This is a genomic window from Polaromonas sp. JS666, from assembly GCF_000013865.1.
In the GTDB taxonomy this organism is placed as follows: Bacteria; Pseudomonadota; Gammaproteobacteria; order Burkholderiales; family Burkholderiaceae_C; genus Polaromonas.
Genome location: NC_007948.1, coordinates 3,493,462 through 3,512,291, shown reverse-complemented (window position 1 = coordinate 3,512,291; position 18,830 = coordinate 3,493,462). Strand labels below are relative to the sequence as shown.

At 61.9% G+C, this 18,830-nt stretch carries 17 protein-coding genes and 1 pseudogene; 3 read left to right on the top strand and 15 right to left on the bottom strand.

Features of this window, described 5'->3' with window-relative positions; translation table 11 throughout:
* Positions 1–435: 435 nt before the first annotated feature.
* From BPRO_RS16575 to BPRO_RS16560, 4 genes are all read right to left on the bottom strand, one after another.
* Complete coding sequence (locus BPRO_RS16575; protein ID WP_011484221.1) at positions 436–1,626, bottom strand: DGQHR domain-containing protein; 1,191 nt, start codon at positions 1,624–1,626, stop codon at positions 436–438.
* Positions 1,623–2,246, bottom strand: coding sequence for a hypothetical protein (locus tag BPRO_RS16570; protein ID WP_011484220.1), 624 nt, complete (start codon positions 2,244–2,246; stop codon positions 1,623–1,625). The genes BPRO_RS16575 and BPRO_RS16570 overlap by 4 nt, the downstream gene beginning before the upstream one ends.
* Complete coding sequence (locus tag BPRO_RS16565) at positions 2,237–3,052, bottom strand: DNA adenine methylase (protein ID WP_011484219.1); 816 nt, start codon at positions 3,050–3,052, stop codon at positions 2,237–2,239. The genes BPRO_RS16570 and BPRO_RS16565 overlap by 10 nt, the downstream gene beginning before the upstream one ends.
* 492 nt (positions 3,053–3,544) lie before the next feature.
* Positions 3,545–3,790, bottom strand: coding sequence for a hypothetical protein (locus BPRO_RS16560; protein ID WP_011484218.1), 246 nt, complete (start codon positions 3,788–3,790; stop codon positions 3,545–3,547).
* Positions 3,791–4,005: 215 nt separating this feature from the next.
* Between BPRO_RS16560 and BPRO_RS16555 the strand changes: the two genes are divergently transcribed.
* The 3 genes from BPRO_RS16555 (at position 4,006) to BPRO_RS16545 (ending at position 7,016) form a co-directional block, all read left to right on the top strand.
* On the top strand, positions 4,006–5,355 hold the full coding sequence (locus BPRO_RS16555) for an NAD(P)/FAD-dependent oxidoreductase (RefSeq protein ID WP_011484217.1): 1,350 nt from the start codon (positions 4,006–4,008) through the stop codon (positions 5,353–5,355).
* Positions 5,356–5,436: 81 nt separating this feature from the next.
* On the top strand, positions 5,437–6,195 hold the full coding sequence (locus BPRO_RS16550) for a lysophospholipid acyltransferase family protein (RefSeq protein WP_041389960.1): 759 nt from the start codon (positions 5,437–5,439) through the stop codon (positions 6,193–6,195).
* Positions 6,196–6,239: 44 nt separating this feature from the next.
* Positions 6,240–7,016: a glycosyltransferase family 2 protein gene (locus BPRO_RS16545; protein ID WP_011484215.1), complete on the top strand. Its 777-nt coding sequence runs from the start codon at positions 6,240–6,242 to the stop codon at positions 7,014–7,016.
* A gap of 146 nt (positions 7,017–7,162) precedes the next feature.
* Here the strand turns inward: BPRO_RS16545 and BPRO_RS16540 are convergent, their stop codons facing one another.
* The 11 genes and pseudogenes from BPRO_RS16540 to BPRO_RS16485 all read right to left on the bottom strand — a co-directional run bounded on the left by BPRO_RS16540 (position 7,163) and on the right by BPRO_RS16485 (position 18,829).
* Positions 7,163–7,933: a class I SAM-dependent methyltransferase gene (locus BPRO_RS16540; RefSeq protein WP_011484214.1), complete on the bottom strand. Its 771-nt coding sequence runs from the start codon at positions 7,931–7,933 to the stop codon at positions 7,163–7,165.
* Positions 7,934–8,183: 250 nt separating this feature from the next.
* Complete coding sequence (fabG, locus tag BPRO_RS16535; RefSeq protein ID WP_011484213.1) at positions 8,184–8,915, bottom strand: 3-oxoacyl-ACP reductase FabG; 732 nt, start codon at positions 8,913–8,915, stop codon at positions 8,184–8,186.
* 27 nt (positions 8,916–8,942) lie between these two features.
* Positions 8,943–9,449, bottom strand: a complete 507-nt coding sequence (locus BPRO_RS16530; RefSeq protein ID WP_011484212.1) for a hotdog family protein — start codon at positions 9,447–9,449, stop codon at positions 8,943–8,945.
* Entirely contained in the window at positions 9,446–10,279 is an 834-nt protein-coding gene (locus BPRO_RS16525; RefSeq protein WP_011484211.1) for a beta-ketoacyl synthase chain length factor, read from the bottom strand. The genes BPRO_RS16530 and BPRO_RS16525 overlap by 4 nt, the downstream gene beginning before the upstream one ends.
* A 25-nt stretch (positions 10,280–10,304) precedes the next feature.
* The gene (locus BPRO_RS16520) at positions 10,305–11,501 is read right to left on the bottom strand and encodes a beta-ketoacyl-[acyl-carrier-protein] synthase family protein (RefSeq protein ID WP_041388891.1); all 1,197 of its coding nucleotides are present in this window, start codon (positions 11,499–11,501) and stop codon (positions 10,305–10,307) included.
* Between the two features lie 84 nt (positions 11,502–11,585).
* Positions 11,586–12,314: a phosphatase PAP2 family protein gene (locus BPRO_RS16515; protein WP_011484210.1), complete on the bottom strand. Its 729-nt coding sequence runs from the start codon at positions 12,312–12,314 to the stop codon at positions 11,586–11,588.
* Between the two features lie 43 nt (positions 12,315–12,357).
* On the bottom strand, positions 12,358–13,188 hold the full coding sequence (locus BPRO_RS16510; protein ID WP_049764137.1) for a polysaccharide deacetylase family protein: 831 nt from the start codon (positions 13,186–13,188) through the stop codon (positions 12,358–12,360).
* Positions 13,154–15,502, bottom strand: coding sequence for an MMPL family transporter (locus BPRO_RS16505; protein WP_011484208.1), 2,349 nt, complete (start codon positions 15,500–15,502; stop codon positions 13,154–13,156). Before BPRO_RS16505 ends, BPRO_RS16510 begins: the two co-directional genes overlap by 35 nt.
* On the bottom strand, positions 15,499–16,131 hold the full coding sequence (locus BPRO_RS16500; RefSeq protein ID WP_011484207.1) for a LolA-related protein: 633 nt from the start codon (positions 16,129–16,131) through the stop codon (positions 15,499–15,501). Before BPRO_RS16500 ends, BPRO_RS16505 begins: the two co-directional genes overlap by 4 nt.
* Positions 16,124–17,128, bottom strand: a complete 1,005-nt coding sequence (locus tag BPRO_RS16495; protein WP_011484206.1) for an acyl-CoA synthetase — start codon at positions 17,126–17,128, stop codon at positions 16,124–16,126. Before BPRO_RS16495 ends, BPRO_RS16500 begins: the two co-directional genes overlap by 8 nt.
* Positions 17,125–18,829, bottom strand: a pseudogene (locus BPRO_RS16485) (AMP-binding protein). The gene BPRO_RS16495 and the pseudogene BPRO_RS16485 overlap by 4 nt, the downstream one beginning before the upstream one ends.
* Position 18,830 lies beyond the last annotated feature (1 nt).

Sequence of the window (18,830 nt, the reverse complement as noted above, 5' to 3'; positions counted from 1 at the left end):
TATGACGGGATTGGAGTTCCTTGGCATGGGAATGTCGACTGAGGCCCAAAGTTCGAAGGGCTAATTGCCTACCCACCGAAACGGCAACCCCTGCACACCCACTCACCTTCTTCCTAGAAACCATCCGGTATATCCCCGGTCTAGCTGCAAGCGCTGCAGTTCCCTAAGACAGTGCTCTGCGCGGCATACCGCCCGCTCAGGCTCTTTGTAGCCTTTTTGCCTAGAAGTGAACAGCTCTGGGTCTGGTGGGGTGGCAAACTTCCTCAGTTCGAACACCAATGGTCACCTTGGTACTCAATCGTGCTGGCCTCACGACAATGCAGGGCTTCCACAAGATGCTATGCATCATGATGTGCCACCCTAGTTGCCCAGGCTAACATGCCCTATATGAGGATGTAGTGTCAAATTTATAAAGTTCCTATTTGCCTTGGGCGACTATTCCAGCATGTCATAAAGATTGATTTGTCCACGCAACATCTTCAAGAATGTTGATTGACCACCGCTGCCAGGTGCAAAGTTGCGTTTGGTGAAGTCGGTATCCGTGGCTTCAATGTGGGAAAGCGACTTTCTAAAATCTTCGGTTGTCGGAATAGCGCCAAAGTTACCTTGAACCAACGCGGGGTAAACATCTTCCCGCAAATAAATCATAAACGCCTTAAAAGCATTGGAGCGAGGCAACAAATTCCCGACTCTGTCTGGCTCCCCCCATGACCGTGGCCACTTCTCTTCAATTGCTTTGAAGTAGTTGTAGATAATTTCAATGATGTCTACCTCCCGGCCATCAAGGAAGAGGTTCCTAAAAGGACATTTTTGAAGCTCTGCTGCAGAGGCTCTGTCGATCTTGATTCCAGAGAGGAGCGCATTCCGATCTTTTCCTGGATTAATAGATATGAATTTAACCAACGATTCAACAAATGAAGCTTGGGTTAACGGTTCTTTACTTCGACCTGGTGTTGCGGTGCCAAGCCGCTTTATCCTTTTGTAAAGTGGACTTAAGCGTTGTCGATCGAGGGCAACTGCTACGTTGTGACATGTCTTGTGAGGACTAGGCGTTTTTGCTAGTTCTGTTAGATCGTAAACAAGGTTCTTGCTAACCTTTGTCTGGGCGAGGTTGACGGTGGCAAAAATGTTTGCTTGCTCCGAAACGTCGGCACCAATAAAAATCGAAACGTTGATGTCAAAGTTTTTTCCGTATCCATACTGCCATTCTTTTTCATCATCCAAAAATGCCGCAATTCGATGCTGTCCATCTATGACCTTCGCTATGCGATCGTAAGGAACGGCTTCTTCGGAGTCGAGATCTGGTTCAAATTCTTTCAAGGTAAGAAATCCGCAATTTAAGCCGGTCGCCTCAAATTCAGCGCATTTTTCATCGACTGCGAGGATGACCGCTGTGGGGAATGTCGCGTCATCGCCGCCGATGTACTCGCGGATTTCTTTTACGCGTTTGTTGCTAAGTGGTCTCTGAATACCAAGGTAGCGCTCCAAGTCCCGTTCATCTTGAACAAGGCGTCTAACGTCTGAGTAAGACAAATCGATAAGGTCCTGTGCTCTGATCGACGCGATATAAAAATCCCCTATCGGCTGCCGCACCAACAGCACTGGCAATTTGATTTTGGTCGTCATTTTTCTAATTCCCGTTTCCTCAATCTCTCCGCGAATTCAATCTCTATGTCATCTTCTTTTTTTCGATTTACTACGACAAAGTTACCGGCATTTGCGCCATCTAGCAGGGTCAGATAAAAACAATAAAGCGAAAAAATATAGACTTCAAGTGAGTACTCGACTAAGTAGTAGTTCAGGAAACTTTTTTGAAAGTACGCCGCGTCGGTCTTAGTGCTGCTAAATGCTATAGCGGTGAAAACGATAAAAAGCAAGGCCAGTAATGCAACTAGCCCGTATCCACTAAATATGCCCTTAGCTTCCTTTACCAATTTCTCAGCAATTTGAGATCTGGGTACGTCACTGAAACGTTCATAGTGAAGATAGAGAATCGGCGTCAGGAACGCTGCCGAATAAACGAAAAGCTCAGATACAGTTATTGAGTCTTTCAGCTTGATCAGAAGCTTTGCAAAGGCACCGGCATCACCCTCCGGGATTGGCGCGAGCATGGCGGCAACTATGACCGGCAGACTGGTTAAAAATAGTAGAGCGAAAAATTTCTTGCTTGCCGACTTATGAGCCTGGGCCGGAAAGTAAGTCAAGCACTGCAGAAGTGGAATACGACCAAGAACTTTCAGAAACATTTGATGATCACCTCCTCGTACCTGCCGCGCGCAGACGCTTTTCCGGCAATTACGCTTGCTCTATCAACGGTACACATTTCTCCAATGCCAGCATAGATCCGCTTAATGCTTTCATGGCAAGCGTTCGTGACCAAAACCTTTGCACCGCGCGAAATGGCCGCTTTCACAGCATCCCGCAGCCGTAGTTGGTCGTCCCAAGAGAATATATTTTCGTTGTACTTTACGAAGCCGTTGTAGTTGTGCTTCACTGTGTATGGGGGGTCAACAAATACAAAATCGTTTTCCCCAGCTTTGCTCATAGCAACGTCGAAGTCACCACAAATCAACTCGGCCCGTTTCAGAATTGATGCCACACCTTCAAAGTTATCGGTTTGAAGAATTACGGTCTGCTTTGTTCCGACCGGAACATTGAATTCGCCTTTCTTATTGACACGGTACAACCCATTCCAACAAGTCCTATTGAGATAAATTAGTTGAGCCGTACGCGTCTCAGGCGTCCTATAGTCTTTGGACCTTATCTCGTAATAATATTCAGGCGAGTGCTTGTTCTGATGCTCCACGAGAAGATCTTCCACGCGTTGCCAGTTTGATTTGATGGTCGCATAAACCTCAATCAACTTTTCATTTTTGTCACATAGGATGGCAGAGTCGGGTTGTAGGCTAAAGAAAACCGCGCCCCCGCCAACAAAGGGCTCAATGAATCTGGTGAACTTTCCACCAAGTAGATAGGGATGCTTTTCGATAAGCCACCTTTTCCCCCCAGCCCACTTTAGAAACGGAGTTACGGTAGTTGCTGCAGGCTGCAAGGGAATACTCCGGACAATTTTTTAACTCCACCACACCATTCGCATGGCACCAATGCTGGGTATGGCGGGCGATTGAAAGATACTGGCGATGGTATCAGCATGTAACGGCCGTCTTTCGATTTTAAAAGAGCGACTTATTTACCTTGCGCGCTACCCCTGCGGCTACTCCGATTATCCAGTGAGATGGATGTTCAAAAGTGAGCTAGCAGTTTCGCTGGCAAAAATTCTAAAAAGGGCTGGAGAGTCTTCATCCATGCGGGTACGGCAATGATGGGTCATCATGGGGGCGTAGCGCTAAAGTGGCCCGGAGGGATTGGTGTGTTCTGGGGTCACCCGGATTGTTTCACTCATGCTTTGGTGGTATTTCGTGCGGTTCAGTGGGCCATATCAATCGTCGACGCTCGTTAATGCGCAATAGCGGCGAACTGTGCTCGAAACTGCATTATCGATGCGGCCTGTCCCGGTCCGGCTTCAGGGGGGCTTCGGGGGGCTTCAGGCTAGCGCACGGGCCGCTGCTTGCCGCAGGCTGGTGACCAAGACACCGACCGCGGCGGTAGAGGCCGCGGCCGGGCCGGCAGCCTCGAAGATGGCCGGCATGAACAGCACCAAGCCCAGCGAGACCGTGAGACCATTGGTTACATACTGGCTCAGGGCCACCCGCAACCAGTCCCGAGCCTGGCCCTGCAGGCACAGAGCCAGTGGTGGCGGGGTGTCCAGGGCGGGCGAGGGGCGGGTCATGGTGCGTTGCGCACACTTTACCCAATGCCGGACGCCGGAGGTGCGGTAAATCGGTCGCTGGATGCGTGGTAAATTGGCCCGGTTGCCGGATTTCTGTCAATTCTCTGCAGTTGATGTGCATCCGTGCCGCAGGCTCACCGACCTGACGGGCGGGGGCTGACCACCCTGCCGGGACCCAACGCCGCAGCCTGGCGGTACCCAACGAAAGACACGCCATGACCGAGCAGAGTTCTCCAACCCCCTCATTCCCGGAAACCCTGAGCGAATGCGACGTACTGGTGATCGGTGGTGGTCCGGCGGGGGCCACAGCGGGAGCGTTGCTGGCGCAGCGGGGGCACAAGGTCGTGGTCCTCGAAAAAGAACATCACCCGCGCTTTCACATTGGCGAGTCGCTGCTGCCGGCCAACCTGCCGCTGTTTGAAAAACTCGGTGTGGCCGACGCCGTCAAGGCCATCGGCATGGAGAAATGGGGCGCCGAATTTGTCTCGCCCTGGCATGAGGCCAAGAGCCAGACCTTCAAGTTCGGCGACGCCTGGGACAAGTCCATGCCGTTTTCCTACCAGGTGCGGCGCTCCGAGTTCGACGAAATCCTGATCCGCAATGCCGCCCGCCTGGGTGCCGAAGTCATTGAAGGTTGCCGCGTCAAGGACGTCGCGTTTGCGGCCGACCATGGCAGCGCCACGGTGCATGCGCAGCACGAGGATGGCCGCACGCAGCACTGGCGTGCCCGCTTTGTCGTGGACGCCTCGGGGCGGGACACCTTGCTGGGCAAGCAGTTCGACGTCAAACGCCGCAATCCCAAACACAACAGCTCCGCGCTCTATGGGCACTTCACCGGTGCAATCCGGCATCCGGGCCAGGACGAAGGCAACATCACCATCTTCTGGTTCGAGCATGGCTGGTTCTGGCTGATCCCGTTGGCGGACGGCTTCACCAGCATTGGTGCGGTGGTCTGGCCGCATTATTTGAAGAGCCGGACCAAGCCCGTCAGGGATTTTTTCCTCGACACGATTGCGATGTGCCCGGCCCTGAGCGAGCGGCTGGCCCATGCGACGCTGGCCTCCGAAGTGGAGGCGACCGGCAATTTCTCCTACGCCTGCGATCGCACGCACGGCCCCAATTACGTGATGATTGGCGATGCCTTCACCTTCATTGACCCGGTGTTTTCGTCCGGCGTGATGCTGGCGATGCAGGGCGGCTTTGTCGGGGCCGAGACGGTCGATACCTGCCTGCGCGAACCCGCCAAAGCCGCGTCGGCACTGGCGCATTTTGACCAGCAGGTGCGGCTGGGCCCCAAAGAGTTTTCGTGGTTCATCTACCGCGTGACCAACCCGACCATGCGCGACATGTTTATGGCGCCCAGCAATGTGTGGCGCGTCAAGGAAGCCCTGCTGTCGATGCTGGCCGGCGATATTTTTGGCAAAACGCCGATCTGGGGTTCGCTGGCGGTGCTCAAGGGCATTTTTTATATTGCCTCGGCCTTGAACTTCAAGCGCTCGTGGCAGGCTATGCGCCTGCGCAAGGCGAACATCCGTGTTGTGGACGGCCCGGGGCTCGCCCGTTGAAGGCTGCGCGCGACTGACTATATGGTGGAACACAAACCGAACGCTGCCCTTGACCGGCACCTCGCACTGCATGCCAGACGCATGGGCCTGCATCAAACGCTGAGACTGCACCTGGGCTTTGTGCTGCTGGGCGTGATCTGTCTGGTCGTGTCGCTGCTGGCCTTTCCGATGCGCGCCCTGTTACCGCGCGTGCTCAGCAAACGGCTGGGCCGCAAGCTGGTCGCTGCAACAGCCCGGGGCTATCTGCGGGTTCTGACGCTGATGGGCGCCTGCCGCTTCGACCTGTCGGAACTCGATGCGCTGCGGGGTGAGCCGGCCATGGTCATTGCGCCCAACCATCCGTCGCTGCTCGATGCGGTGATGATTTTGTCGCGCCTGCCCAATGCAGCCTGCATCATGAAGGCCGAACTGGTCAACAGCGTCTTCTTCGGCGCGGGGGCCCGGCTGACCGGCTACATCCGCAACACGCCGATTCGTACCATGGTGCAATTGGGCGTTGCCGATTTACGCCAGGGTAGTCATTTGCTGCTGTTTCCGGAGGGCACGCGCACCAACCGGTTTCCTGTGGGTGCGATGCAGGGGACGACGGGGCTGATCGCCAAAAATGCCGGCGTGCCGGTGCAGACGGTTTTTATCGAAACCGATTCGGCTTTTCTGGGTAAAGGCTGGTCACTCCTGTGGACGCCTAAAATGCCCATCACTTACCGGGTCCGGCTTGGCAAGCGGTTTGATCCGCCCCAGCATACGGCGCGTTTTGTCAGCGAGCTGGAGCAATACTTCCAGGCCGAGTTGGCGCATGCGCAGTTGCCCGACTTTCCGGTCAAGGCACCGCCGGCCTGAATTGGGCCGCTTTCGTTTTCTCCTTTTGCCCTTCTTTCGTGTCCATGAATGCCTTGTTGCCCAGCGCGTCCCGCACGCACCTTGTCCTGATTCCCAGCTACAACCCCGGCCCCAAGGTCTATGACACGGTGCGTTCGGCACGCGCGCAGTGGACGCCTGTCTGGGTCGTGGTCGATGGCAGCACCGATGCCAGCGCCGCAGGCCTGCAGGCGATGGCGGCGCAGGATGAAGGCCTGCGGGTGCTGGTGCTGCCGCACAACGTCGGCAAGGGCGCTGCCGTGCTGCACGGGCTGGACCTGGCCGCGGCGCAAGGCTTCACGCATGTGTTGACGATGGACTCCGATGGCCAGCACCCGGCGCCCCTGATTCCCGACTTCATGGCCGCCTCTGCCGCCCAGCCCGCCGCCATGGTGCTGGGCGTGCCGGTGTTCGCGGCCGATGCGCCGCGGCTGCGCGTCAACGGCCGCAAGGTGTCTAACGGTTGGGCCAACCTGGAAACCCTGTGGGCCGGCATTGGCGATTCGCTGTTCGGCTTTCGCGTCTACCCGATCGAGCCGCTGCGCCAGGTGATGCACGGGCAGCGCTGGATGCGCCGTTTTGACTTTGACCCCGAGGCAGTGGTGCGCATGTGCTGGCGCGGCGTCAAGCCGGTCAACCTGCCGGCCACGGTCAAATATTTCCGCGCCGACGAAGGCGGGGTCTCGCACTTCAATTACCTGCGCGACAACCTCTTGCTGACCTGGATGCACTCGCGCCTGTTTCTGGGGTTTGTGCTGCGTCTGCCCGTGTTGCTGGCGAGGCGCTTGTTCGGGCGCCCATGAACAATCCTGGGAGTTTTTTGCTGGAGCGGCAGTTGAGCGCAGCCAGTGAGTACTGACGGTTCAGGCTGGGCTGGCGCTTCCCCTCCTGGTGACGGTGTTCGTCCCAAAGCCAGTGCTCATGATGCCTGCCTTCCTGCGGCAGGCCGTCAACTGGCGTTCCCGGGTTTGATCGCCTGGTATTCCGAAAACACGCCAACCTCCAGGTGTTGCTTGACCTGCGTCAGCCCGGCCGCCCTCAGTGTGGCCATGACTTGTTCGGGAGGGACGCAGGCTTCTATGCTGTCCCAGTAGTAACGCCAGATCGTTGCTGTATCTTTTTCCCGGGAAATAAACCGCGTCAGCAGCGGTATCACACCCCGCATGTAAGTTTTGAGCAGCCACTGCCCCAAGCCGCTTTTCGCCTGGGTTATTTCAAGGATGCACAGACGGCCACCGGGCTTCAATACCCGTTGAAACTCTGCAAACGCCACACCCAGGTCACTGATGTGGCGAAGTGCATAGCCCATGCTCAGGAAATCAAAGTGGTTGTCCGGAAAAGGCAATGATTCGGCCCGGCCCTCCATCAGCACCATGGTCTTGGGCAGCTTGCTGGCCGCCATCATGCCGGGGCTGGGATCAACCCCGGTGACCAAGGCGGGATCGCCGGCCAGGAGGCAGGCCTGCGCCGCAACCAGGCCGGTTCCCACACCCACATCGAGCACTTTCATGCCCGCTTGCAAACCGCCCCGGATCAGGGCCTGGTGCCGGTAACGGGAACCAGTGCCCCATGCCAACATCGCCTCGATACGGTCGTAATCCGCAGCGGTATTGTCAAAAATCTTGCGCAAATAGGCTTGTCTATCCTGCTCTGTCTGGTAGTAATCAGTGAGCGGAATATGGGGTGCATGCGTCGTAGGGACGGGTTCGGAAGTCTTCATGGGGCATTTACCTGTAGACCTGAAACGGCAGTTGGACGCGCCGGGTGTGGGCCGTCATGGGCGTGCGTTGGCAAGGTGCGACGATGACGCAGGCTGATGCCTGCAAGGAGGAGCAACGCGGCCAGGCGCCCCCCGGGGGGCTTGATGGAGTGCGTTGTGCTCTCCCCTTGAGGTGATTGCCGTTGACGCTGGATCAGCCAGTTTTACACGTCTTTTTAAACAGTCAAGCGGATAACTGCCGGTTCGGGGGTCAGATCATGCCGCCATTGATGGAAATGATCTGCCCGCTGATGTAGGCCGCGCGTTCCGAGGCCAAAAAGCCCACGAGGTCAGCCACTTCTTCGGCCTTGCCGGCCCGCTTCATCGGCACCATGCGTTCGATGACGTCAGCACTGAAGCTGCTATTGCTCATGGCCGTGTCAATGATGCCCGGCGCCACGGCATTGACCGTGATGCCGCGGCTGGCTACTTCGAGGGCCAGCGATTTGGTGGCGGCGTGCAGGGCTCCCTTGGCCGCCGAATAGTTGACCTGGCCCCGATTGCCGGCCACGGCGGCCACAGAGGTGATGGTGATGATGCGGCCCCAGCGGGTCCGTATCATCGGCAGCGTCAGGGGTTGGGTGACATGGAAAAAGCCGTTGAGCGACACATCGAGCACGCGCTGCCATTGGGACAGCTGCATGCCGGGGAACACGGCGTCGTCGTGGATGCCGGCGTTGTTGACCAGCACCTGGATGGGCCCCTGTTCGAGCAGGGACTCGAGCGCCGCCGCCGTGGCGGACGCATCGGTGACATCAAAAGCCACGGCCTGCGCCTGACCGCCGTCGGCCGCGATGCTGGCCGCCACGGCCTGCGCCGTGGCCAGATGGCTGTTGGCATGAACAATGACGCTGAAGCCGTCGGCCGCCAGGCGCCGGCAGATGGCCGAGCCGATGCCGCCGCTGCCGCCGGTGACAAGTGCGCGTTTGAGGGGAGGGGTCATGAAGGTGTCCTTGAAGGGCCGGCTGGTTCAGCCCGCGCTGCCGCCGCTGCTGTTGACGGGACTCGGCAGCAGGGCCGCATCGAGCACGACAACCGCGCGCCCGCTGAGCAGGGTCTGGGCGCCGGCCTGAACCGTGAAGCTGTACAGCACGGTGTTGGCGTCCCCGGTCATCCGCTCCGCGCTGACCGTCAGGGGGCCGGGCACCGTGTCCAGCCGGTCGACGTACAGGTTCACGCTGCGCATGCTGGCCAGGTAGCCGGCGCGCGGTGCTGTGCTGCCGCCGGCAGTGCCCGCAGCCGCCTCGGCCATCAGGGTGCCGTGCACCGCCATGGCTTGCGCCGCATATTCCACCCCGCAGGCCGCTCCCAGCCGGCCATGGGCCCGCAGCGGGTGGTCGGGCGCGCGGTGGCTGCTGGCCTGGCAACGGATGTGGCTGTCGTCCCAGGCCGTGACGGTGTCGAGCAGGCACATGCTGCCTTGATGCGGAATGCGGCGGGCGATGTCGTCCCGGTTCAGGGTCTGCGGTCTGTTCATGGCGGCGCGACTTCCAGCGCCAGTTGCGTGCCGTCCAGGTAATCCAGAACCAGCGCCGCCGCCTGCTGCTGGGCAAGAGCCTGCAGCAGGGGCAAGGCGCGCGCGGCCGGAATGGTCTGGCGCAGGAACTCCAGCCCGGCGTCGCTCATCACCGTGGCCGCAGCCGTGGTCAGGCCGTTGCCGCCCTGCAGCGTGATGCGCGCCAGGCTGCGTGCGCTGGCGCCGGGGCGGATGACCAGCGCCACGCCCATCGTGTCGGGCACCGGCCGCTTGCTGCGCAGCGGTTCCGGGTAGTCGGTGTCGTAGGCCACCAGCAGCACCGGGGTGTCGTCGATGACGGCCTGCGTCATCGCTTCCAGCAGGCCAGCGGCAAAACTGCCGTCGTAGGCGCACAGCACGGACGAAGGCGGCATGGCGCCGGTGGAAATGCTCCAGTAACCCGATGCCGCGTTGTGCACCGAGTTGTGAAAGCGGGTGGGCGAAATCAGCCGGTCGCTGGAGGCCAGCGCCGAGCAGATCTCGTGGCAATTGATGCCGTCACCACTCGAGGAGCTGAACACCGAGGGCAGTTCGGCGGCGCTCAGTCCGGCCGCGTCAACCGCCTCATGGCCGACCGCCAGTGAAACCTTGATGACCGCACCGGCGCGCCGGCGTTCTGCAGGTGGCAGCGACATTGGCGATGGCAGCAGCGTTTTTTGCGAGACATAAGGTGTCAGGCCCGCCAGGTGCTGGCGGCCTTCTTCCCAGTTGGAAAAACCGGGGCCTATCAGCCCTATGCCCTCGACAAAAACCGTGAGCGGGCTGGCGGCGGGTGGGTTGGATGCAGTCATGTCCGGCGTTTCACGTATTCGGCATTCAGCCGGCGCGGCCAAAAACAAGGCTGCAGTTGGTGCCGCCGAAACCAAAGGAATTGCTGAGCACATGCGTCAGCGCCTGATCGCGGTTTTTCAGCAGGTAGTTGACCGGCAGGCTGGGGTCTACGTTGTCGGTGTTGACGCCGCCCGGCATGAAGCCCTGCTGCAGGGCCAGCGCGCTGATCACGGCCTCTATGCCGCCAGCCGCGCCCAGCGTGTGGCCAGTCGCCCCCTTGGTCGAACTGCAGGGCTGTGCATGCTCGCCAAACACGGCGGCGACCGCTTTGCTTTCTGCCGCGTCGTTGGACGGGGTGGCCGTGCCGTGCAGGTTGATGTAGTCGATCTCGCCGGGCTGCAGGCCCGCGCTGGCCAGTGCCTGCCGCATCGCCATGACGGCGCCCAGCCCTTCCGGATGCGGCGCCGACATGTGGTGCGCATCGCTGGACTCACCGGTGCCGCGCAGGAGAACCGCCTTGGCGTCCAGGCTGCCGGGGCTTCTTTCCAGCAAGGCAAAGGCGGCGCCTTCTCCAATGGAGATACCCTTGCGCGCGGCGTCAAAGGGTTGGCACGGGCTGCGGGACAGCAGGTCCAGCGAGTTGAAACCGTACAGCGTGGTCAGGCACAGAGAATCCACCCCGCCGACGACGGCCGCGTCAATCAGCCCGGCGGCCATCATGCGGCGGGCCGAAGCGAAGACCTTGGCGCTGGAAGAGCAGGCCGAAGACACCGTCACCGCCGGCCCTTCGAGACGGAAATACTCGCGCACGAAGGCCGTCACCGAGTAGGGGTTGTGCGTGGATGCATAAATAAAGCTGGCGGGCAGCGCGCCGGTGGCGGGGTCCCGTTGCCTGTAGGCAAGCTCGGTCTGCAGGATGCCGGAGGTGCTGGTGCCCAGAAAGATGCCGATTCGCCGGTGTCCCACGCGTGCGGCCACGTCCCGTACCGCCAGTTCGAAATTGTCTTGCCGCAGGGCCAGCCGGGCCAGCCGGTTGTTGCGGCAATCGAAGGCCTGGAGTTCGGCGGGCAAGACTTCGTCGGCCAGGCCCTCGACGGCCCCAATCCAGGTGGGCAGGTCAGCCGAATCGAAGTCGCAGGGCTTCAGGCCGCTGCGCTGCGCCCGCAGCGAAGCCAGCGTCTCGCCCAGGCCTTGGCCGATGCAGCTGGTGGCGGTGAAATGAGAAAGCCAGAGCGGGTTCAGAAAAAACTAGCCAATCAAAAAATGAACTGAGATGTTAGCAAATACAGGGTTTGAACCACAGAATGTGGCGCATCAGGCGGGGCTTCAAGGCGAAACCTTGCCGGTCCTTGCCCCCGGCCCTGTGGCGGCTTCGAAGTCCGGGCGCTTTGCGGCCCCGCGCCCACGCAGTGACAGCCAGGCGGCCAAGCCGCCCAGTACAAGGCCTCCGGCGACGTCTACCACCACATGCTGGCGGACTGCCAGCGTCGAATAGATGATGCCGACGCACCAGGTCCAGTTGACCAGGTGTATCCACAGCGGCGCACGGAATTGACGCATCAGGTGATGCAGCCAGAAGCCCGAGAAAAACGCGGTGGCGACATGCAGGGAAGGGCAGGCATTGCCCGAGGCATCGAGACTCTTCAGCAGACCCACATCAGGGTACTGGCTCCAGTCGATATTTGGCTGGGGGGCGGCGGTGGGCCAGAAATAGAAAATGGCCAAGCCGGCCAGGCACATCAACGCCATGGCAGCGCCATAGCGGCAGAGTTCTCGCCGTGACGAGAAAAAGGCCGGCAGCAGGGATACATAGACCCACAGAGAGAGATAGAGCGGCAGGGCCAGCGGCTCGAAGCTGATCAGGTGATCCAGTCCGATGACGGGCATCACCGTGGTGGTGTGAGCGGGGTTTTTGAGCAGGTAAAAGTAGGCGACAAAAAACAGGCTGATAAAAAGCGTCGTGCCCACGCTTTTCAGGTAGAGATGCTGGGGGATCACCGCGGCAGCCTGACGGTACCAGGCTGTTGCGGGCGGGTGCGTGATCAGGGTGTGCATTTCACCACCTGCTGCTTGCATGAAAACCAGCCGGACGAGGCAGTCATGACAGGGCCTGGCGCAAGGTGACAACACGCAGGCCGGCGGCGGCCGCAGCGTCGAGCACGCCCGGCAACACCGCGAGAATCACGGGCACGCCCTGCGGGGTGCGCGCGGCATGGCCGTCGTGCAGCAGCAGGATGGCGCCCGCCCGCAGGCCGCGCAGCAGGCTGCTTTTGACGCGATCAACGTCGTCGATGCGGGTGTCGAACCCCCGTGCGGACCAAGTAGCAAGCCTGAGCCCGAAGCGGGCCAGCACCGGCTCCAGGAAGGGGTTGCGCAAGCCGGCCGGGGCACGAAAGAACAGCGGTCGCTGGCCGCAGATTCGGGTGAGCGTTTCTTGCGCGGCTTGCAGTTCCCGCGCCAGGCCGCGCGGGCCCATCACGGAAAAATAATGGCGGTGATGCTGGCTGTGATTTTCGACCGCATGTCCGCGCCGGACGATTTCGCGGCACAGCTCCGGATAGCGCGCGGCCAGTTCGCCGATGCAGAAAAACGTGGCCTTGACCGCATGGCGATCGAGCAGGTCCAGCACCCGCGGGGTGACGACGGGGTCAGGGCCATCGTCGATGGTCAGGGCGATTTCATGTCTGGCCGTGGCGGCGGCGGGCAGCCGTGTCCAGTTCGGCCCCAGCCAGTGGCTGCGCGGCCACAGGCCAGCGGCGGCGATCAGCAGGTGATTGGCCACCACGGCGGCCAGCGCCCAGCGCCACAACCCGGGCACGGCGACGACGGCGACCAGTGCCAGCCCATGCAGCGCAAGGGATGCGCGGATCAGCGGCGTGGAGTGCCAGCGCGGATCAGGCACGGGATGGCCTCGCAAAAATGGCGGCATAGACGAGCGCCAGGATGACGCCCGGTGCCACGGTCACACCCATGGCGTGCAGTATGGATACCTTGGAAAAAGCCAGCAGCCCAAAACCTGCAACGGTGGTGAGGTTGGCCAGCAGCATAGAGGCCAGGGTGCGATGGGAAATGGGTTCCTGCGGTTCGGGCCGGTCAAAAAACAGCGCGTAGTTGGAGCCCACAGCCACCACCAGCAGCAAGCCCACCAGATGCAAAATGGTCAATTGCTGGCCAAACAGGGCCAGCCCGGCGGTGACTGTCACCACGGCGGCGGCCAGCGGCGCGATGGTGCGCAGCACGCGCATCGGCGAGCGGAACACCAGCAGCAGCAGAGCGACGATGGCCACCAACCCACCCAGCGAGAGCAGCGCGGCTTCATGCAGGTAGCCCGAATACAGCCGGTCGGACTCGGCCTTCAGGTCGACAAACAGCGCATTCGGCAGGCCCGTGGTAGCCAGGGCTGCGCGAATCTTTCCGGCGTGGATGCCGGCGCCCTCAGGGGCGTTGAGCGGCAGCAAGGCCGTCCAGCCTCGATCCTGCCGCAGCAGCAGCGCATCTACCGCCATCGCCATCGAGGTTCGCTCCAGGTCGCCCGGCAGCAGCAGGGGTCTGCTGCGGGTGGCTTCAACGTCGGCAAGAAATGGCGTGAACAGTTGCGCTCGGACCGGCAGCTCCTGAACGGCTTGCGTCAGGCGCGCCTGCAACTCGCCAGGCGGAGGCAGGCTGGCCTGGCGGGCGCGCTGGGTGGCTGTGCTCGGAAGATAGCGGCTGGGGCTTTCAAAACCGGCCAGATCGCCCTGATCGACCTGCGTCTGCAGCAGCGCGGAAACCAGTTCGGAGTCATGCAGCACGGATTCCCGGCTGGTGCCGGATACCACCACCAGGTAACGCACATCGGGCGCGCCCATGTCGGCGCGCAAGCGCTCGTCCAGCGCCACCTCGGCCTGCGACACCGGGCTCAGCGAGGAAATTTTCTCATTCAGCAAGGTGGCGCGCTGGCCGACCAGTACGGCGCAGGCCGCCAGCAGGAGGACCGCCGCTGGCCAGCGCAGCGCCGCGGCGCGCAGCGTCAGGCGGCTCAGCAGGCGGCCGACCGCCGATACATCATGGATGCGGAACTTCGCTGGCAGCAGGTGGGGCAGCACAAAGCGGGTCATGGTCGCGGCGGCGACCAGGCCGGCAATCGCGTACAGGCCGAGTTGCGCCAGACCGGGAAAGCCCGACAGCAGTAGCGAGGCAAAGCCGAATATCGAGGTCAGCACGCCGAGCCGCACCGTGGGCCAGAAGCGCTTGACCCAGTTTTGCGGGTCAGCGCCGGCCTGTTCGGACTGCACAAAGAGGTAGATCGAATAGTCCACCGCCTCGCCAATCAAGGCGGTGCCGAAGCCCAGGGTGATGCCGTGCACCGTTCCAAAACCCAGGCTCACCGCTGCAACACCGGCCAGCACACCGCTGAGGACAGGCAGAAAACCCAGGGCCAGCGCCGTCAGCGAGCGATAGACCAGCAACAGCAGCGTGGCAATGAGCACAACGCTGATCAGGGACAGCCGGCTGACCTGGCTTCGGATGGTCTCGCGCGATGTCACAGAAAACACGCCGGGGCCGCTCATCACCAGCCGGGCGTCAGGACTTGCCTGGGGCGCTGCATCAAACGCCTGCCGGATGGCGGCCATGGCGCTTTGCTGGGCATCGGTGTCCGAGCCCGCCGCTCGCGTTTGTAGCAGCATCAGGGCGCGCGCACCGTCGCTCGAGGCCCAGGTGCCGTCGACCAGGGGCGGGTGTTTGCCGTTGTCGAGTTCGCCGAGCAGCTGCACCATTTCGCCGGTCGGGTCGCGGGGCAGCATGGACTTCATCAGCAAGCCGGCGGGCGAGGCCAGCAGATCGATGCTTTCGCCCAGCGCCGCATGCAGGCCCTCGGCACTGAAGCGTTCGGGCGTCACCGCCGGGCTGAGCAGGTAGCGGTTGTTGAACAGGTAAGCGCGGTCGCGCTCGGTGTTGACCGGCTCGCCATTGTTGATGGAGACAAAGGCAGAATCGGCGCGCAGGCGCTGGGCCACTGCTTTGGACAGTCGGGCACGCGTGGGCGCATCGGCGCCTTCGATGCCCACCAGAATCAGCCGTGAGGCCAGGCCTTCACGCAGTTGATCCATCAGCAGTTGCTGCTCGGTCGTAGGATTGCGCGGCAAGAATGCCGACAGGTCGGTGGTGATGGGCGTGCGGCTGATGATGGCGCCGCAGGCCAGCAAAAACGCCAGCCAGATCCAGACCGGCAAGAACTGGCGCCGGAGAAGCCTGGCCATCATGGAGCGGCCAGCTTGTCGATGACCATCACCGAGCGGTCCTTGTCGGCTTGCTCGATTTCAATCGACTTGACCTCCGCACGGCTGCCGGCAATGCGAATGCGCTGCACCACCTCCAGCATTTTGGTTTCGACGGGGCGCAAGGTGAGGGTCCAGCGCTCTTCGCTGCCTTCCAGATCCAGGTTGTAGATGCGCTTGAGCGCGACCACGTCCCCGGCCAGCGTGCCGCGTATGCTCTCGGTGAAGGCGGCAAGCTCCGGGTGCTCCTGCAGGCGCAACACCATGCGGCGCTTGCCGCGCTCGACGGTGAGGCTGCCGCTTTCAATCAGCATCGACTCGGGCCTGGGCTTGAGCGTGCGTTTTTCCAGCCGGTCGGGGGCGGTGTAGAGCAGCTCACCCGATGACTCCACCGGCTTGTCGAGCAGGGCGATGTATTTGGTTTCGACAAAACTGGCACGGCCCGACTTGTTCTGGGCCAGCGCCTGCATCAGCTGCGTCACGTCCCAGGCAGCGAAGGCCGGTGCGCAGCACAGGCCCAGCAGCAGACCGGCTCCGGCCAGGAAAACCTTCAGGCCTGGCACGGGCCTGATCATCGGTGACTGCGTTTCAAGCGTTTCAAGCGTTTCAATCATGGGGCGGAACCGGGTTTGCGGCGGGCAACGGATGGTCCGCCTGCCAGAAGTCAAAAAAGTTGAACCAGTTGTACGGTGCCGCGCGGCAATGCTGCTCCAGCAGCAGCGCGTAACGTGCCATCGCGGCCTGCACCGCGGCCTCGCGTCCGCCCGCGGCAATGCTGGAAAAATCGGCCAGCGTTTCAAAGTGGATATCGTAGCGATTGCCGCCACGGTACAGCCCGACCATGAAAAACACCGGACGCCGCAAAATCGCCGCCATCCGGAACGGACCGACGGGAAACTCGGCGGGCTCGCCAAGAAACGGTATGGGACGGGTCGCGTCACGGTTCAGGCGGCGGTCGGCGAGCATGCCGACAACGCTGCCGGTCGACAGCAGGTCGTTGACCCGGAGCATCGAATCGGCATGGCCCAGCGGGACGATGTCCTGCTGCGCCGTAGGGTTGATGGCGCTCAGGGCGGCGTTGAGTTTGCGCGCGTTTTCCTCGTACATCACCATGGCCACGCGCAGGCCGGGTTGCCGGCGACCGATAGCGCGCAGCACTTCAAAACTGCCGGCATGGGCGCCCATCAAAAACACGCCTTGGTGCGCAGCGGTCAGCTCAGCCACCAGGTGTTCCTGGTGAACGCGGATATCAAACAGGTTGAAGCGGTCGTTGATCAGGTAGATCCGGTCATGAATGGTCGAGGCAAAGCTCAGGAAATGCCGGAACACATGGCGCCAGCCGACCCGCGCGGTGTCGGGCAGCTGCAGCACCCGGCGCAGGTAATCCCGCGAGGCCCGCCGTGCCGCCGCGTTGGCAATCAGGAAGTAGGCAGCGATGCCGTAGAGCACACAGCGGCCGGCGCTGCGGCCCAGGCGCAGCGAAATCCAGGTCATCACGCGCAGCATCAGCATGTTGCTGCGCTCGGGGCGTTGCCGCCAGGCGGCTTGTGGCACGGCCCCGCCAGTCGACGAAAGCGGGCTGTCTTCCCGGGCGCCTGGCGAGGAGCTCATGCAGCGCTCCCGAAGGCAAACGCGCCGCTCGCTACCGGGCGTCCGCTGCAGGCGATCTCGAAGCGGGTGAGGCCCTTGTCCGTGCGGGTGTACGAGATGGTCAAGGTTTCGCCGGGCTGCACCGGACTCAGGAATTTGGCCGTGGCAATCTGGCAATGCGCGGCTGGTCCGGACACCGTTGTTTCACCCAGGCTCTGGCAGGCCTGCTGCACGGCATGCAGGGCAGCGTCGAGCAGCAGCACGCCCGGCACAATCGGGCGGCCCGGAAAGTGCCCCGGGAAGGCCGGATGATCGGCGGCAATGGTCAAGGTGGTTTCACCCTGCATGGTGGCCGGTTCCTCCGCCCGCAGGCGCCTGGTGCCGCCGGGCCAGTGCCTGGAGTGCCTCGCGCGGGAGTTTTCCGGTGCTGTTGCGCGGCAGGGCGTCCAGCAACACCAGGGGGCGCGGCAGGAACACTGGGTCAATGCGCTCCTTCAGCGCAGCCTGCAGTGCGGCGGCCGATAGGCCGGGCGCCACCGCAAAGGCCATCAGGCGCACCACGGCGCCGTGGCCGCCGTCATCAGGCATGAAAAAGGCACCGTCGAGCACGCCGGGAATGCAGGTCAGCTGATGGTTCAGGTAGGCCAGCGAATTGCGCTTGCCGGCAATATTGATCAGGTCGCCCAGGCGCCCATGCAGCAAAAACCGCAGGTCGTCGATCAGCTCGAGCACGTCGTGCATGGGCATGGGCGGTGCGACATGGCCCCCGCCAGCCCACATGCGGTCGCCTCGCGGGGTCAGGCTGACGTCGGGGAACAGCTCCCATTCACGGGTCTGGGCGCTTCGCCGCGAGGCGATCTGGCCGGTTTCGGTGGAGCCGTAAATTTCAAATAGCGGGGCGGTAAAACGGCTTTCGCAGGTTTGCGCCAGTTGGGGTTCCAGCGGCGCGGTGGCCGACAGCAGCAGGTCCAGCGCAGGCAGTTCGGCGTCAGCGGACATCAACACCCGCAAATGCACGGGCGTGGTGACCAGCAGCCGGGGGCGGGTGACGGCGCGGATGGCACTGACGATGTCGGCGGGGTAAAACGGGTGCCCCGCATGGATGGCCGCGCCGCTTTGTAGCGGCAACAGCACCGTCGATTCAAAGCCGAACATATGCTGGGGCGGCACGGTGCCCACAATGCTGTAAGGGCGGCCTTCATCCAGGCTCAGGCCCAGCCGCAGCGCCTCGGCGCGCGCACCCTGCGCCAGTGCCCCCCAGGTCTTGCGGTGCGGCAGCGGTACGCCGGTCGAGCCCGAGGTGAATACATCGGCCACCGGCTGGTCACCGGGCAGGTGTGGAATCTCGCAGGGCGCGTCAGGGTCGACATCTACCGGGCCTTGCGCAAAGGCTTGCTGGTAAACAAAGCCCGGCAGGCCTACCTCATGAAAGGTGTCGGACAGGCAGAACACGTCGGGTGCAACGGCCTGCATCTGGCGCATCATTTCGGGTGTGTGGGTCGGCGGCAGCAGGCTGATCTTCCGGCTTAGCAGCGCGGCGCCCAGGCCCACCGTGAAGTGATAGCGGTCGGTGCAGGCATTGAGCATGTGCTTGCCGGCCGGCAGCGCGGCAGCCAGATGCCGGACGTCGCCGAGGAACTGGCGCACGGTGATGGCCTGGCCGTCGCGCCAGGCCAGGATGTCGTCAGGACTGCGGTGGGTCAGGAGTGCAAAAGTGGGCATG

Bases quoted from the DNA above. Each gene is read 5' to 3' on its own strand.
- BPRO_RS16575 (WP_011484221.1), bottom strand. From the start codon at position 1,626: ATGACGACCAAAATCAAATTGCCAGTGCTGTTGGTGCGGCAGCCGATA.
- BPRO_RS16570 (WP_011484220.1), bottom strand. From the start codon at position 2,246: ATGTTTCTGAAAGTTCTTGGTCGTATTCCACTTCTGCAGTGCTTGACT.
- BPRO_RS16560 (WP_011484218.1), bottom strand. From the start codon at position 3,790: ATGACCCGCCCCTCGCCCGCCCTGGACACCCCGCCACCACTGGCTCTG.
- BPRO_RS16555 (WP_011484217.1), top strand. From the start codon at position 4,006: ATGACCGAGCAGAGTTCTCCAACCCCCTCATTCCCGGAAACCCTGAGC.
- BPRO_RS16550 (WP_041389960.1), top strand. From the start codon at position 5,437: ATGGGCCTGCATCAAACGCTGAGACTGCACCTGGGCTTTGTGCTGCTG.
- BPRO_RS16545 (WP_011484215.1), top strand. From the start codon at position 6,240: ATGAATGCCTTGTTGCCCAGCGCGTCCCGCACGCACCTTGTCCTGATT.
- BPRO_RS16540 (WP_011484214.1), bottom strand. From the start codon at position 7,933: ATGAAGACTTCCGAACCCGTCCCTACGACGCATGCACCCCATATTCCG.
- fabG (WP_011484213.1), bottom strand. From the start codon at position 8,915: ATGACCCCTCCCCTCAAACGCGCACTTGTCACCGGCGGCAGCGGCGGC.
- BPRO_RS16530 (WP_011484212.1), bottom strand. From the start codon at position 9,449: ATGAACAGACCGCAGACCCTGAACCGGGACGACATCGCCCGCCGCATT.
- BPRO_RS16525 (WP_011484211.1), bottom strand. From the start codon at position 10,279: ATGACTGCATCCAACCCACCCGCCGCCAGCCCGCTCACGGTTTTTGTC.
- BPRO_RS16515 (WP_011484210.1), bottom strand. From the start codon at position 12,314: ATGCACACCCTGATCACGCACCCGCCCGCAACAGCCTGGTACCGTCAG.
- BPRO_RS16510 (WP_049764137.1), bottom strand. From the start codon at position 13,188: ATGCCGCCATTTTTGCGAGGCCATCCCGTGCCTGATCCGCGCTGGCAC.
- BPRO_RS16505 (WP_011484208.1), bottom strand. From the start codon at position 15,502: ATGATGGCCAGGCTTCTCCGGCGCCAGTTCTTGCCGGTCTGGATCTGG.
- BPRO_RS16500 (WP_011484207.1), bottom strand. From the start codon at position 16,131: ATGATTGAAACGCTTGAAACGCTTGAAACGCAGTCACCGATGATCAGG.
- BPRO_RS16495 (WP_011484206.1), bottom strand. From the start codon at position 17,128: ATGAGCTCCTCGCCAGGCGCCCGGGAAGACAGCCCGCTTTCGTCGACT.